We start from the raw sequence: 15,097 nt of genomic DNA on the forward strand, positions 1-15,097 counted from the left end.
AAAAATAATAAAATAAAATAATAAAATAGGAGAGAAGGTTGACCAAAGTAGTAAATCTCAATATCAATGCAACCTAAAAAAAGAAAAATAATAATTTTTGATACGACATTAAGAGATGGAGAACAAGTACCAGGTTGCAAACTAAACGAAAAAGAAAAAATTATAATTGCTAAAAATCTCGAACTCTTAGGAGTAGATGTAATAGAAGCAGGTTTTCCAATTTCAAGTCCCGGAGATTTCCAATCAGTTAGAGAAATTTCAAAACATATTTCCAATACTATAATATGTGGACTAACAAGAGCTAAAAAAAAAGATATAGAAATAGCTGCACTAGCCTTAAAAGATGCCAAACGTCCTAGAATTCAGACTGGAATAGGTACTTCTGAGTCTCATATAAAACAGAAATTTCAGAGCACAGAAGAAAAGATATTAGACATTGCATATGAGTCAGTAAAGTATGCCAAAAAATTTGTAGAAGATATAGAATTCTATGCAGAAGATGCTGGAAGAACCGAAAACTTGTTTTTAGCAAAAGTTTGTGAAAAAGTTATCCAAGCAGGAGCAACAGTTATTAATTTACCAGATACTACTGGATATTGTTTACCAGAAGAATATGGGAAAAAAATAAAATTTTTAATAGAAAATGTACCGAATATAGACCAAGTAACACTCTCAACTCATTGCCATGATGATTTGGGATTAGCAACTGCAAATTCAATAGCAGGTATTAAAAATGGGGCCCGACAAGTAGAAGGAACTATAAATGGAATTGGGGAAAGAGCCGGTAATACACCATTAGAAGAAATAGTAATGATATTAAAAAAAAAGAAAGAATTAAATTTTTTTACTAATATTAATACAAAAATGTTATATACGATTAGTAAATTTGTTTCTCAATATACTGGAATGTTTGTCCCCCAAAATAAAGCGATAATAGGAAAAAATGCCTTCTCTCATTCTTCTGGGATTCATCAAGATGGAATGATAAAGAATAGGGGCACATATGAAATTATAAATCCTAAGGAAGTTGGATATAAAACCTCTTCCCTAATATTAACTGCTCGTAGTGGACGATCTGCGTTAATATATAGATATAAAAAAATAGGTTATGTATTTACAAAATATCAAATTGATACAATCTATCAAATCTTTTTAATATATGCGGATAAAAAAAAAGAAATTTCTGATGAAAACTTAAAACAAATTATAAATAGTGTAAGAAATTAAGAAATTGAGATGGCACTGACACTTTTTGAGAAAATCTGGAATTCACATGTAATAGATACAATAAATAAAAAAACAGATATTCTATATTTAGATAAACAATTTATTCATGAAGTAACTAGTCCACAAGCTTTTGAAACATTAGAAAAAAGAAACATTCCAATATTCAGGCCAGAAAAACTTATTGCAACTGCAGATCATAATGTTCCTACTAAAAATCAACATTTACCAATTAAAAATGCTTTATCTAGGTTACAAATAAATTTACTTAAAAAAAATTGTCTAAAAAACGGAATTAAATTTTTTGGTTTAGGACATAAATATCAAGGAATTGTCCATGTAATAGGACCAGAATTAGGAATTACTTTACCCGGAATGACTATAGTATGTGGAGATAGTCATACTTCAACTCATGGGGCTTTAGGGTGTCTGGCTTTTGGAATTGGTACAAGTCAAGTAGCGATGGTAATGGCTTCTCAATGCTTATTGCTTAATAAACCTAAAAAAATGCGAATTATTCTAAAAGGTAACTTACAATTAAAATTAGGAGTGACACCAAAAGATATAATATTATATATAATATCGAAATTAGGTACTGGAGGAGCAACTGGATACTTTGTAGAATACTCAGGTCCAGTAATTGATGAGATGAAAATGGATGGCAGAATGACTATTTGTAATATGAGTATTGAAATGGGGGCAAGAGGAGGAATAATAGCACCAGACAAAACTACTTATAATTATCTAAAAGATAGAGCCTTTGCTCCGAAAAAAGAGAATTTCTTAGCAGCTAAATTATTTTGGAAAACTTTGAAAACGGACAAGAAAGCTCATTTTGATAAAGAATATGAATTTGATGTCTCGAAAATAGAACCGATGATAACATATGGTACGTCTCCAAATATGTGTATAAAAATAGATGATTGTATCCCAAAAAATCTCCCAAAAAACTCTGAAAATTATTTTAATAAATCGTTAAAATATATGGGCTTTAAACCCGGAGAATATTTAATAGGAAAAACTATTAATTATGTTTTTATTGGTAGTTGTACAAATTCTAGAATTGATGATCTAAGGTTAGTATCAAAAATAGTAAAAGGAAAAAAAGTTGCTAAAAATGTACAGGCAATGATAGTACCAGGATCCACACAAGTCTTTAAACAATTAATTAAAGAAAAAATAGATCTTATATTAAAAGAGTCGGGTTTTGATTTACGTCAACCTGGATGTTCTGCTTGTTTAGGAATGAATGAAGATAAAATACCTTCTGGAGAATATTGTGTTTCGACCTCAAATCGGAATTTTGAAGGACGTCAAGGAAAGGGCTCACGTACGTTATTGACAAGTCCATTAGTCGCAGCTATTACTGCTTTAAAAGGTAAAATAGTAAGTATTAAAAAATATATGAAAAAATATGGAGAGATTTAAGACCAGAATTAGTCAATGTCTTCCTTTAGATATAGATAATATTGATACTGATCAAATTATTCCAGCTAGATTTTTGAAAATTTCCTCTAGATTAAATTTATGCAAAAATTTATTTAGAGACTGGAGGTACTATAAAAATGGAAAAAAAACAAAATTTATATTAAATAATCCCAAATATACTGGAGAAATTTTAATTACAGGTAAAAATTTTGGGTGTGGTTCAAGTCGTGAACATGCCGTCTGGGCAATTATGGATTATGGAATTAAAGCAATAATTTCAAATTATTTTGCTGATATTTTTAAACAAAATGCATTAAATAATGGGTTATTAGTCATAGAACTTAAACAAGATATTGTAAATTCTTTATTGAATAATATCTTAAAATTCCCTAAGAGTAAAATAAAAATTAATTTAAAAAAAGAATATATAGAATTTAAAAAAACAAAAATAAAATTTAAAATAAATTCTTATAAAAAAGAATGTTTTCTTAAAGGATATGATGATATCGATTTTTTACTTAATTTAAAAAATAAAATAATTAAATTTGAAAACAAACTATTTTATAAATAAAAAAAAGATTATATTAATTCCAAAGCCTAAGTTAGAATTATGGTAATGAAAATTGCAGTCCTTCCTGGTGACGGAATAGGACCAGAAATTTTGGTTCAATCATTAAAAGTTTTAAAAGCAATAAGTTTAAAATTTGGACATAAATTTATTATATCAAATTGTTTAATAGGTGCAGAGTCAATTAAAAAAAACGGCTTACCAATTACTCAAGAAACTATAAATATTTGTAAAAGTTCTGATACTATTTTGTTAGGAGCAGTAGGGGATCCATTATATGATAATGACCCTCAAATAAAGATTCGACCTGAACAAGGTCTTTTAGAATTAAGAAAACATTTAGGATTATATTGTAATATGAGACCGATAAAAACTTATAAGAAACTATTAAAAGTTTCTCCAATTAAACAATCATTTATAAAAAACGTAAATTTTGTTATTTTTAGAGAATTAACAAGTGGAATATATTTTGGAAAAAAATGGAGATCCCAAGATGAAGCCTATGATACCTGTACTTATAATAAAGATATAATAAAAAAAATAGCTATTAAAGCTTTCGAAACTGCTAGACAACGCAAAAAAAAAATTACTTTAGTAGATAAAGCAAATGTCTTAGAAACTTCAAGATTATGGAGAGAAACAGTAAAAGAAATAGCTCAAAAGAACCAAGATATTAAAGTAGATTATATTTTTATTGATAATGCCAGTATGCAAATAGTTTTAAAACCTAGACAGTTTGATATTTTACTAACTGATAACATGTTTGGTGATATTTTATCTGATGAAGCTAGTGTTATAACTGGTTCTTTAGGTTTATTGCCTTCTGTATCTTTTGGAGATCATTATTCATTATATGAACCAGTACATGGTTCATTTCCACAAGCCAAAGGGAAAAATATTGCAAATCCACTAGGTTCTATTCTTTCAGTTTCTTTAATGTTAGAAAATTTTGGGTTAAAAAAAGAAAGTTTTTTGATCAATAGGGCAGTAAATGAATCAATAAATTTAGGAATTACTACTCAAGATCTAAATACTAAAAAGTCTTGCACAACTAGTGAAGTTGGAGAATTTTTATTTACTTCAATTTTGAAGAAAAGAAAAAGAATAATAAAAAAAAATGATAATATCAAGTCTAAAAAATAATTTAATAAAATTTATTTACAAATTAAAAAAAAATATAGATAATATTTTAATTTCACCTTCATATTTTCTATTGAATATTTTATATTGAATATTTTCTATTGATCTTGGAAAATTTGTAAAAACGAATATTTTCTATTGATCTTGGAAAATTGGTAAAAACCAGGAAACATAGGAGCTAGCTATTTTATATGAGCTAGCTATTTTATATGAGCTAGCTATTTTATATGAGCTAGCTATTTTATATGAGCTATTAAGAACTGCACTGCATCAGCTATTTTAAGAACTGCATCAGCTAGCTATTTAACTGCATCAGCTATTGGGGTTGATGCAGTGTTTTTCTGTGATGAAAAGATAGACTTATGATAGACATAGACTTAGATAGACTTACTTAGATAGATAGACTTAGATAGACTTACTTATGAAAGACTTATATAATCCTAAGCCTCTGATATTATTCAAATTCCAATAAAAAATAAATATATAGATTCTCTAAATGTTAGTAATGCTACTGCTATTATACTTTTTGAAATATATCGCCAAAAATGTTTTACTTACTTACTTAAAAAACAGTTAGTTTTTGTATTTACTTAAAAAACAGTTTTTGTATTATATTTTCAAAACAGTTTTTTAGTTCATAAAAATTATGTAGTTTTTTTTTTAAATACATGAATATAATATAATATATTTTTTTTCTTTTAAATGGAATTATTTTTTTATTCAATTGATAAGACCTTCTCATTAATCTTTTTATTCTATTTCTTTGATAAGATTTTATAATTTGTTTTTTTGAGACGAAGAAAGCTATTTTTACTTTAAAAGTAGAAGTAGAATTATATTTAGAAGTAGAAGTTTCTAGGTAGGCTACCTTCAATAAATTATTTTCTATTTTTTTACCATTACGAAATATTGTATTTACTATTTTTTTTTTATTTATAATCTCTTTTTTTTTTAATTTATTGTTAGTAAAAAAATGCATGTTTTCTATTTTTATTCTTATTATAATTCTAATAATTATTAGTAGAAGTAGACAAGTAGCACTTAAGTAGCAGTAGCAATTAATTATAAGTAGCAGTAGCAATTAATTAAAGTATTATTCTTCTACTTATGAGATATAGTATTTTAAGCCTAGATAGAAAAAAAAGTGTCTTAAGAAATTATTTGGTAGCTGGTAGTTGAAGAGTGTTATGTTATGAAGAGTGTTATGTTATGAAGAGTGTTAATTTTGGAATTTTGGAATTGAGAGAGACAAGACAACAGAGAGAGACAGACAGACAACAGAGACAACAGACAACATTGAGAGACTGATCTTATGAAAACTATTGAAAATACATTATTTAATTTAGAATTAGAAAATTTGTTATTTAAAAAAGAAGATAAATTAGGAGCTATTATCCAAATAACAGCAGGACCTGGAGGTAATGAAAGTTGTGATTGGGTATTTTTATTACATAGGATGTACACTCGGTGGGCTGAAAAAAATAATTTTAAAATTAAAAAGGTTTATTTTTTTCGAGGAGAATTAGGAGGGTTTAAAACGATTACTTTTAAAATTCAAGGAATGTATGCTTTTGGATACTTAAAAGGTGAAAATGGAATCCATAGATTAGTGAGGTTATCTCCCTACAAAAATAAATCTAAAAGACACACTACTTTGGCTTCAGTATACATATATCCTTTAAGAAAGAAAGAAATTAAAATATCTATTAAAGAATCAGACATAAAATGGGAAACTTTTAGATCCAAAGGATCTGGAGGGCAAAATGTTAATAAAGTAGAAACTGGTGTAAGACTGATTCATAAACCCACTAATATAATTATAGTAAATATGGAGACTCGTTCTCAATACAATAACAAAATTAAAGCCTTACGTTTACTAAAAGAGAAATTATTTTCTCTCGAAATTAATTCCCAAAGATATAATCTAGAAAAAAATAAATCTCAATCTCAAGAAAAAAATAAATCTCAATGGGGGACACAAATAAGAAATTATATTATGCATCCTTATAAATTAGTAAAAGATATTAGGACGAATTATGAAACAACTGATGTAAAATCAGTATTAAATGGTAACATAAATATTTTTTTAAAAAAGTATTTAGATAAAAATAAAAATAAAAATAAAATATGCTAAAAAAATGAAATTGATTTTGAAATCCAAAAAAGGGGAAGATATAGAGAAAGTATTAAAAATGTATAGAAAAAAAATTGATAAATCAGCTTTAATCAAAGAAGTAAAAAAGCACCAAGAATATATTAAACCTTCACAAAAAAGAAGAAATAATTTGATTAAAGCGAGATATAAACAATTTCTTAAATATTCTATAGATTAAGATGTTTTATTTTAGGTGATTATATAAAACATTTTTTATATTTTTAATTTCTTTCGGATTGAAAAAAGAAAGAAAAAAAGTTTTTTCTTGTGTTGGAAATTTCTGAAGAATAATTTTTTTAAAACTTAAAATATCAGATTTAGAAATAAGAATAATTTTTTGTTTTAATAATAGACTATTATCGTAATTCTTCAATTCTTCAAGAATTATATTATATTCCTGCAGAATATTCTTACTCTCAACAGAAAGAATAATTATAATAACTTTATTATATTTAGTATGTTTTAAAAAATTAATTCCTAAACCTTTTCCTTTATTAGAACCTTTAACTATACCAGGGAGTTCCAAAATAATAAAAGTATACCATTTATTGTACTTTACTATTCCTATATTGGGTAGAGTAGTGGTAAAAGAATAATCCTTGATCTCAGTATTTAGAGCAGCTAGTTTAGAAATTAAAGTTGATTTTCCAGAATTTGGAAATCCGATTATCCCAACATCAGCATAAATTATGAATTCTAATATTAGCCATTTAGATTTTCCAGGAGAACCCTTTAAATCAAGTTTACTTCTAAAGTTGTAATCAGAATTTCCTTTACCTCCTTTTCCACCTTTAAATAAAAGTTTGTTTTTATTATGTTTATGAATCTTTAATAAGATATTGTTATTAATATCTTTTATGGTGGTCCCTAAAGGAACTTCAATTAATAAATCTTTTCCATTTGAACCATTTTTACAATTAGAACCACCTATTTCACCATTTTCTGCAAAATTATGTTTTTTATGTTTTAAAGTATTAAGAGATTTGAGTCGTTTATTTCCTTTTATAATAATATTTCCACCATTTCCACCATTTCCACCATCTGAAAAACTTCTTTTAGATCTTCTGTTTTTAAAACAATGGATTTTACCGGCTCCTCCATCTCCACTTTTACAAAAGATTTTTAAATAATCTAAAAAGTTTGATGACATATATATTTTTTAAATATGTATACTTTTTCCATAAGCCTTTTCAATAGCCTCAACTATAGATTCATTAATTGAAGGATGAGGATGGGTACTTTCTAATACGTCAATAGGTGTAGTTTCCAAGTTTCTTGCGATTATTACTTCTGTAATGAGTTCTGTCACACCTTTTCCAATCATATGACATCCTAACCATTCACCATATTTTTTATCAAATATGACTTTAATAAATCCTTCTGTTTCTCCATTAATTTTTGCCTTTCCTAAAGCCGAAAAAGGAAACTTACCTACTTTAATTTCAAAGCCTTTTTCTAAAGCTTCTTTCTCAGAGTAACCTACAAAGGCTATCTCAGGATTAGTATAAATACACATAGGTATATTATTGTAGTTTAATTTTTTAGTATTTAATCCCATCATTTTTTCTACACAAAGTTTGGCTTCTTGAGAGGCTACATGAGCTAATGAAAATCCAGGAATTACATCACCTATCGCATAATAATTTTTTCTATTAGTTTCATAATATTCATTAACTTTAATATGTCCATTTTTAGTCAATTTTATTCCTACATTTTCTAAGCCTAAATTCTTGGTATTTGGAGCCACCCCAATAGCAGAAATAAGGTAATCTACCTTTACTCTAATAGTAGAGTTAGTTTTTCTATTCTCTATTTCAATATTTATTTTTTGGGATTTTAAGTATTCAATTTCTTTTATTATGGAATTAGTTAATAGCTTTATTCCTTTCTTTCTAAAAGTTTTGCTAATTTCGATGGATATTTCTGTCTCTGCATTAGGTAAAATGTGGGAATTTTTTTCTACTATTATTACATTGGATCCAATAACGTTATAAAAATAAGCAAATTCTAAACCGATAGCACCTGAACCAATAATTAAAATATTTTTGGGTATTTCTCTTATTGACATTGCCCCTTTATAATTTACTAAATTGGGTATTTTAGTAAAATATAATTTTTTAGGTTTTGCACCAGTAGCTATTATTAATTTAGAAAATTGATATTTTTTTATATTTTTTTTATTCTTTACAGTAATTGTATTTTCTTTGCAAATTTTCGCAGTCCCATATATTAATTTTATATCATTTTTTTTAATTAAAAATTCTACTCCTTTTTGGAGTTCCTCAACTATTTTCCTACTTCTATCTAAAATCTTTTCCAATTTTAATTCAACCTTTTGAACCTTTATTCCAAATTGGTTAGAAGTTTTAAAAAGTTGGAATAAATTAGCACTTTTCAATAACGACTTTGTCGGAATGCATCCCCAATTCAAACAAACTCCTCCTAATTCTTTTTTTTCTACGATTGCCGTTTTTAAACCAAATTGGGCAGCTCTGATTGCTGCCGTATATCCTGCTGGACCACTGCCAATAACTATTAAATCAAAATGCATAAAATATCAATTTAAAAGCCAACAAATGCTCACGACTGGATTTGAACCAGCATAAACTACTACCTCAAAGTAGTGTGTATACCTCTTCCACCACGTAAGCTGAAATGAAAATTAATAAATATCAAATCCCCTAACTTATCAAAAGTTAGAAGATAAATTGGTGTGATAGCTTAATTGGTAAGAGTATCGGATTCATAATCCGAAGGTCGAGGGTTCAAATCCCTCTCACACCACTAAAAATAAAAATGAATAGCCAATGTGTTGTGTTGTGTTAGGAAATAATGTTGGTCATTTGGAGATTATTTTATGTTACAATTTTTCAAGGCTTGGCTTTTTTCAAGGGAATAAAGAAGATAATCTTTTGACAGTGACTATTGGAAGAAAAGGAAGAAAAAAAATAGATGAGAGTTTTTTGATAAAAAACATAATTTTTGGTAAAAACTTGGTCAAAACATCCTTTAGAGATAGAATTATGGAATATAGTTTTTATTCAATCAGATGGTACCTTAGATGGTACCTTAGATGGTACCTTACATGGTACCTTACATGGTACCTTAGATGGTACCTTAGTTAAATTACCTACTTTGGAATGCCTACTTTTGAATGGGTTGCTGATCTTGCTGATCTTATCTTATCTGATCTTGCTGATCTTATCTTATCTGATCTTGCTGATCTTATCTTATCTTGCTTATCATCTTGCTTATCTGATCTTGCTGATCTTATCTTATCTTATCTTGCTTATCTGATCTGATCTATCTGATCTGATCTATCTGATCTGATCTTGCTGATCTTATCATCTTGCAAAAAATATACTATTTGCTACTTTAGCTCAAAATACTAATAAAGTATATGGAGTCACAAGTAGATAAGTAGATATAATATCACAAGTAGATAAGTAAGTAGATATAATATAATATCACATCACAAGTAGATACAAGTAAAGTAAAGTATCACAAGTATCACAAGTAAACAAGTATCACAAGTATCACAAGTAAAGTAAAGTATCACAAGTATCACAAGTAAACAAGTAAACAAGTAAACAAGTAAACAAGTAAACAAGTAAACAAGTAAACAAGTAAACAAGTAAACAAGTAAACAAGTAAAGTAAAGTAAAGTAAAGTAGATATAATAGCAGATCAGTAGTTTTCGCAATATATGATGGTATAATTCCTTAAGGAAGAACCTTAAGGAAGAAGAACCTAAGAACCTTAAGGAAGAAGAACCTTCCTTAAGGAAGAAGAACCCTTCAAGAAGAGAATAATCCTAATAGACTATATAAGCTATCATATAATAATAAAAAAAATAGGAATCTGTAATTCTAAAAATATTAAGAATAGGAATAGGAAACTCTTAGGAGTAGATGTTAAAAATCTTAATATTAATATTAAGAATAGGAATAGGAAACTCTTAGGAGTAGATGTTAAAAATCTTAATATTAATATTAAATGTTAAAAATCTTAATATTAATATTAAATGTTAAAAATCTTAATATTAATATTAAGAATAAGAATCTTAATATTAATATTAAGAATAAGAATAAGAATAAGAATAAGAATAAGAATCTTAATATTAATATTAAGAATAAGAATAAGAATAAGAATAAGAATAAGAATCTTAATATTAATATTAAGAATAAGAATAAGAATAAGAATAAGAATAAGAATCTTAATATTAATATTAAGAATAAGAATAAGAATAAGAATAAGAATCTTAATATTAATATTAAGAATAAGAATAAGAATCTTAATATTAATATTAAGAAAATAAGAATAAGAATAAGAATAAGTTTAATATTAAATTAGTAATAGGAATAGTAATAGGAATAGTAATAGGAATAGTAATAGGAATAGTAATAGGAATAGTAATAGGATTAGTAATAGGAATAGGATTAGTAATAGGAATAGGATTAGTAATAGGAATAGGATTAGTAATAGGAATAGGAATAATATAGGAATAGGAATAGGAATAGAATAATAGTTAGTAATAGGAATAGGATTAGTAATTAGTAAGTAGGAATAAATATAGTAGGAAATTAGAGTATCAGTATTATAGTATAGAGGATATATAATATGATAATACTATATATGATAGTATAATATATACTAATAGGATAGGATAATATGAGATAGTATCATAGATATCATATGATAGTATCCTATCATATGATAGTCTAATATGAGTATACTAATACTAATAGGATAGGATAATATGAGATAGTATCATAGATATCATATGATAGTATCCTATCATATGATAGTCTAATATGAGTATACTAATACTAATAGGATAGGATAATATGAGATAGTATCATAGATATCATATGATAGTACTATCATATGATAGTCTAATATGAGGATACTAAGAGAAGATACCTTAAGAGTTGATGATGAGATAGTATCATAGATATAGAAGATCATAGTTGATAGTTAAAGATAAGATATCATAGAAGAGAATTGAGTATACTTATTGGCAGAAGATTTCAAATTCTTTTTGTTTATCATAAGATCTCATTAGGATTGAGCTTTTTGTGGAGTTTAAATCTTTTTTGGCTAAAAGGTTCTCTCTGATCGGATTTATTTTTACTTTTGGCTAAATGTATTACTAATTTTATTAATCCTTTTTTATTAAGAAAAATCTTTTCAGGGATAATGTTTAACGAAAATTTTTTAACAGCTTCTGAAATTTTTATAATTTCTTTTTTTTTTAAAAGAAGTAAAATTTTACGATCTGTGGAATTTTTATTTTGATTATTATAACTTGACAGTTGCTTGATATAGAAATTGAAAAGAAAAATTTCTTTTTTTAAGACTTTGCAAAAGCTATTATTTAAATTAGCATTATTATTTTTAATAGATTTTACTTCGTGTCCTAATAATTTTAATCCGGCTATATATTTTTCGAGAAATATAAAATTATATAAAGCCTTTTTATTTTTTAGATTAACATTTCTGAACATTTTATATTTCTATTTCTTTTTTTCTGAACATTTTATATTTCTATTTCTTTTTTTTAAAAAAAAAGGTATATATATATTATATACTCCCTGAGTTAAAATTCATAATTATGGAGATAATTGGGACAGTAAAAAAAATCTTAGACTTGCAGGTCTATAAAAACAATTTTAAAAAAAGAGAACTTCTTATCAAAACTGAAGAACAATATCCTCAAATTTTAATAATAGAATTTATTCTTGATAAAACTAAATTATTAAATTCATTGAAAAAAGATGACAAAATAAAGATATTTATTAATTTAAAAGGAAAAAAATGGACTACTAAAACAGGTGAAACAAGATTTTTCAATTCGATTCAAGGCTGGAAAATAGAAAACATTACAGAAAAGAAAAAAAAAGAAAAAAAAGAAAAAAAAGAAAAAAAAGAAAAAAAAGAAAAAAAAGAAAAAGAAGAAAAAAAAGAAAAAAAAGAAAAAGAAGAAAAAAAAGAAAAGAATGAATTTGATGAATTACCTTTTTAGGTAACCTAATTACCTTTTTAGGTACCTTAGGTACCAAGGTACCTTTTACCAAGGTACCTTTTACCAAGGTACCAAGGTACCAAGGTACTACCAAGGTACTACCAAGGTACTACCAAGGTACTAACTACCAAGGTACTACCAAGGTACTACCAAGGTACTACCAAGGTACTAACTACCAAGGTACTAACTACCAAGGTACTAACTACCAAGGTACTACCAAGGTACTACCTACCAAGGTACTACCAAGGTACCTTTTACCAAGGTACTACCAAGGTACTACCAAGGTACCTTTTAAGGTAGGTACCAAGGTACCTTTTAAGGTAGGTACCAAGGTACCTTTTAAGGTAGGTACCAAGGTACCTTTTAAGGTAGGTACCAAGGTACCTTTTAAGGTAGGTACCAAGGTACCTTTTAAGGTAGGTACCAAGGTACCTTTTAAGGTAGGTACCTTTTAAGGTAGGTACCAAGGTACCTTTTAAGGTAGGTACCTTTTATCTATCTTTGATAAGTTATCTATCTTTGATAAGGTGCGTTATGTTTTTGCTTTTACATGTTTTTGCTTTTACATCATTCCCCCTAGATTTGTACCAGGATTTTCAGGAAGATTATTTTCAGGAAGATTATTTTCTTCTTTTTTGATTTCTGTTATTACACATTCAGTAGTTAATAACATTCCAGATACTGAAGCTGCATTTTCTAAAGCTACTCGAGTAACTTTAGTAGGATCAATTATTCCTTTCTTAATAAGAAATCCAAATTCGCCTACTTTAGCATCGTATCCATAATCATTTTTTCCTTCAGCTACTTTAGCAACAATTACTGAACCTTCTTCCCCTGAATTAGCAACTATTTGTCGTAAAGGTTCTTGTAAAGAACGCTCAACTATTTTTATTCCAGTATTTTGATCAATATTTTCACCATTTAATTCGCTTAATGATTTAATAGTTCTAACTAAAGCCACACCACCACCAGCTACTATTCCTTCTTCTACTGCTGCTCTTGTTGCATGTAAAGCATCTTCTACTCTATCTTTTTTTTCTTTCATTTCCACTTCGGTTGCTGCACCAACATATAGAACTGCTACTCCACCGGCTAATTTGGCTAATCTTTCTTGAAGTTTCTCCTTATCATAATCTGAAGTAGAAGCCTCAATTTGTGATTTTATTTGATTTATGCGTATTTGGATATTTTTTTTATTTCCTTGGCCATTAACTATTGTGGTATTATCCTTATCTACAGTAATTTTATCGGCTTTTCCTAGATGTTTCATTCTAATTTTTTCTAAATGATTACCAGTTTCCTCAGACAAAACAGTACCTCCAGTTAATATAGCAATATCCTCCAAAATAGCTTTTTTTCTTTCACCAAATCCTGGAGCTTTAACTGCAACAACCTTTAAAGTTCCTCTAATTTTATTAATTACTAATGTAGTTAAAGCTTCACCTTCTACTTCATCTGTAATAATTAATAAGGATTTATTAGTTTTAGAAATTTTTTCTAATACTGGTATTACTTCCTTCATTGTAGAAATTTTTTTGTCTGCTAGTAAAATATAAGGATTATCAAGTTCTGTTATCATTTTTTCCATATTGGTTACAAAATAAGGAGATTGAAAGCCTCTATCAAATTGCATACCTTCAACAATCTCAACATTAGTCTCAATTCCTTTGGCTTCTTCTACTGTTATAACTCCTTCTTTACCTACTTTTTCAAAAGCTATAGATATTAATTTCCCAATTTCTTCATCATTATTAGCAGAAATCGAAGCTATTTGCTTTATTTTTTTTTTACTATCTCCAATTTCTTTTGATTGTTTTTTTAAATTTAAAACTACTGTTTCTACTGCTTTTTCTATTCCTCTTTTTAAATCCATTGGATTAGCACCTGCTGCTACATTCTTTAAACCTTCTCTTACGATTGCTTGAGCTAATACAGTTGCTGTAGTAGTACCATCACCAGCTATGTCATTAGTTTTCGAAGCTACTTCTTTTAGCATTTGTGCTCCTAAGTTTTCTATTGCATCTTGTAATTCTATTTCTTTAGCTACTGTTACCCCATCTTTAGTTATTTGAGGATTACCAAAAGCTTTTTGTAAAATTACATTTCTTCCTTTTGGGCCTAATGTTACTTTTACTGCATTTGCAAGTGTATCAACTCCTTTTTTTAATTTATTTCTTGCTACAGAATCAAATTTTATTTCTTTTGCCATTTTTTAATTGATTATTGCTTTTAATTGATTATTGCTAATATATCAGTTTGATGGAGAATTAAGTATTTTTTTTGCTTATAATTAATTTTAGTACCTGAATATTTTTTAAATAATACTTTTTCTCCAACTTTTTTTAGTAGAGGGTTTTTTACCTCATTTCCTACTGCTAAAATAATTCCTTCTTGGGGATTTTCTTTAGCGTTTTCTGGGATAATTATTCCTGATTTTGTTTTATTTTCTGCTTTTAATGGTTTAATTAATATTCTTTCTGAAATAGGTATTATATTTTCCATTTTCCTAAATTATAGATTTAATTATTCTAAATTCTAGATTTTTTTTAATTATTAT

13 protein-coding genes, 2 tRNA genes and 1 pseudogene are annotated in these 15,097 nt (G+C 26.9%); 9 read left to right on the plus strand and 7 right to left on the minus strand.

Translation table 11 applies throughout. From position 1 onward, the window contains the following. The first annotated feature begins 66 nt into the window (after window positions 1-66). From SMPYRVIR_RS00520 to leuB, 4 genes are read left to right on the plus strand one after another with little or no spacing between them, the layout of a single operon-like run. Window positions 67-1,227, plus strand: coding sequence for a 2-isopropylmalate synthase (locus SMPYRVIR_RS00520; RefSeq protein WP_246980186.1), 1,161 nt, complete (start codon window positions 67-69; stop codon window positions 1,225-1,227). Between the two features lie 9 nt (window positions 1,228-1,236). Next, a complete protein-coding gene (leuC, locus tag SMPYRVIR_RS00525; RefSeq protein WP_246980189.1) occupies window positions 1,237-2,652 on the plus strand; it encodes a 3-isopropylmalate dehydratase large subunit in 1,416 nt (471 codons plus the stop codon). Further along, window positions 2,639-3,223 carry a 3-isopropylmalate dehydratase small subunit gene (leuD, locus tag SMPYRVIR_RS00530; protein WP_246980191.1) on the plus strand — a complete coding sequence of 195 codons (585 nt, stop codon included), beginning with the start codon at window positions 2,639-2,641 and terminating at the stop codon, window positions 3,221-3,223. The genes leuC and leuD overlap by 14 nt, the downstream gene beginning before the upstream one ends. Window positions 3,224-3,262: 39 nt before the next feature. Further along, entirely contained in the window at window positions 3,263-4,363 is a 1,101-nt protein-coding gene (leuB, locus tag SMPYRVIR_RS00535) for a 3-isopropylmalate dehydrogenase (RefSeq protein WP_246980193.1), read from the plus strand. Between the two features lie 583 nt (window positions 4,364-4,946). Here leuB and SMPYRVIR_RS00540 read toward each other — a convergent pair. Then, window positions 4,947-5,339 (minus strand): ribonuclease P protein component, encoded by a 393-nt coding sequence (locus tag SMPYRVIR_RS00540; protein ID WP_246980195.1) that lies wholly within the window; start codon window positions 5,337-5,339, stop codon window positions 4,947-4,949. Window positions 5,340-5,666: 327 nt separating this feature from the next. On the opposite strand from SMPYRVIR_RS00540, the pseudogene SMPYRVIR_RS00545 reads away from it, so the two are divergent. Both SMPYRVIR_RS00545 and rpsU read left to right on the plus strand, forming a co-directional pair. Continuing rightward, a pseudogene (locus SMPYRVIR_RS00545) lies at window positions 5,667-6,494 on the plus strand (PCRF domain-containing protein); the annotation flags it as partial. A gap of 4 nt (window positions 6,495-6,498) precedes the next feature. After that, entirely contained in the window at window positions 6,499-6,693 is a 195-nt protein-coding gene (gene rpsU / locus SMPYRVIR_RS00550; protein ID WP_246980198.1) for a 30S ribosomal protein S21, read from the plus strand. 6 nt (window positions 6,694-6,699) lie between these two features. Here rpsU and cgtA read toward each other — a convergent pair whose 3' ends face one another. The 3 genes from cgtA to SMPYRVIR_RS00565 form a co-directional block, all read right to left on the minus strand. Next, a complete protein-coding gene (cgtA, locus tag SMPYRVIR_RS00555; protein WP_246980201.1) occupies window positions 6,700-7,665 on the minus strand; it encodes an Obg family GTPase CgtA in 966 nt (321 codons plus the stop codon). 9 nt (window positions 7,666-7,674) lie between these two features. Beyond that, entirely contained in the window at window positions 7,675-9,066 is a 1,392-nt protein-coding gene (lpdA, locus tag SMPYRVIR_RS00560) for a dihydrolipoyl dehydrogenase (protein WP_246980204.1), read from the minus strand. A 26-nt stretch (window positions 9,067-9,092) separates the two neighbouring features. Beyond that, window positions 9,093-9,166: transfer RNA gene (locus SMPYRVIR_RS00565), tRNA-Leu, on the minus strand. Between the two features lie 59 nt (window positions 9,167-9,225). Between SMPYRVIR_RS00565 and SMPYRVIR_RS00570 the strand changes: the two genes are divergently transcribed. Together SMPYRVIR_RS00570 and SMPYRVIR_RS00575 are read left to right on the plus strand one after the other, a co-directional pair. Next, window positions 9,226-9,299 (plus strand) — tRNA-Met (locus SMPYRVIR_RS00570). A 1,212-nt stretch (window positions 9,300-10,511) separates the two neighbouring features. Continuing rightward, window positions 10,512-10,868, plus strand: a complete 357-nt coding sequence (locus SMPYRVIR_RS00575) for a hypothetical protein (protein ID WP_246980206.1) — start codon at window positions 10,512-10,514, stop codon at window positions 10,866-10,868. Window positions 10,869-11,563: 695 nt separating this feature from the next. On the opposite strand, the gene SMPYRVIR_RS00580 is transcribed toward SMPYRVIR_RS00575, so the two are convergent. Then, window positions 11,564-12,022, minus strand: coding sequence for an SsrA-binding protein (locus tag SMPYRVIR_RS00580; protein WP_246980209.1), 459 nt, complete (start codon window positions 12,020-12,022; stop codon window positions 11,564-11,566). A gap of 107 nt (window positions 12,023-12,129) precedes the next feature. Here SMPYRVIR_RS00580 and SMPYRVIR_RS00585 point away from each other — a divergent pair, with 107 nt between their 5' ends. Continuing rightward, window positions 12,130-12,540: a DUF3127 domain-containing protein gene (locus tag SMPYRVIR_RS00585; protein WP_246980211.1), complete on the plus strand. Its 411-nt coding sequence runs from the start codon at window positions 12,130-12,132 to the stop codon at window positions 12,538-12,540. A 562-nt stretch (window positions 12,541-13,102) separates the two neighbouring features. Here the strand turns inward: SMPYRVIR_RS00585 and groL are convergent. Together groL and SMPYRVIR_RS00595 are read right to left on the minus strand one after the other, a co-directional pair. Next, entirely contained in the window at window positions 13,103-14,749 is a 1,647-nt protein-coding gene (gene groL, locus SMPYRVIR_RS00590) for a chaperonin GroEL (protein WP_246980214.1), read from the minus strand. A gap of 20 nt (window positions 14,750-14,769) precedes the next feature. After that, window positions 14,770-15,042, minus strand: a complete 273-nt coding sequence (locus SMPYRVIR_RS00595; RefSeq protein ID WP_246980217.1) for a co-chaperone GroES — start codon at window positions 15,040-15,042, stop codon at window positions 14,770-14,772. Window positions 15,043-15,097: the final 55 nt, after the last annotated feature.

The sequence above is a fragment of the Candidatus Karelsulcia muelleri genome (assembly GCF_022985615.1).
Taxonomy (GTDB): Bacteria; Bacteroidota; Bacteroidia; order Flavobacteriales; family Blattabacteriaceae; genus Karelsulcia; species Karelsulcia muelleri_G.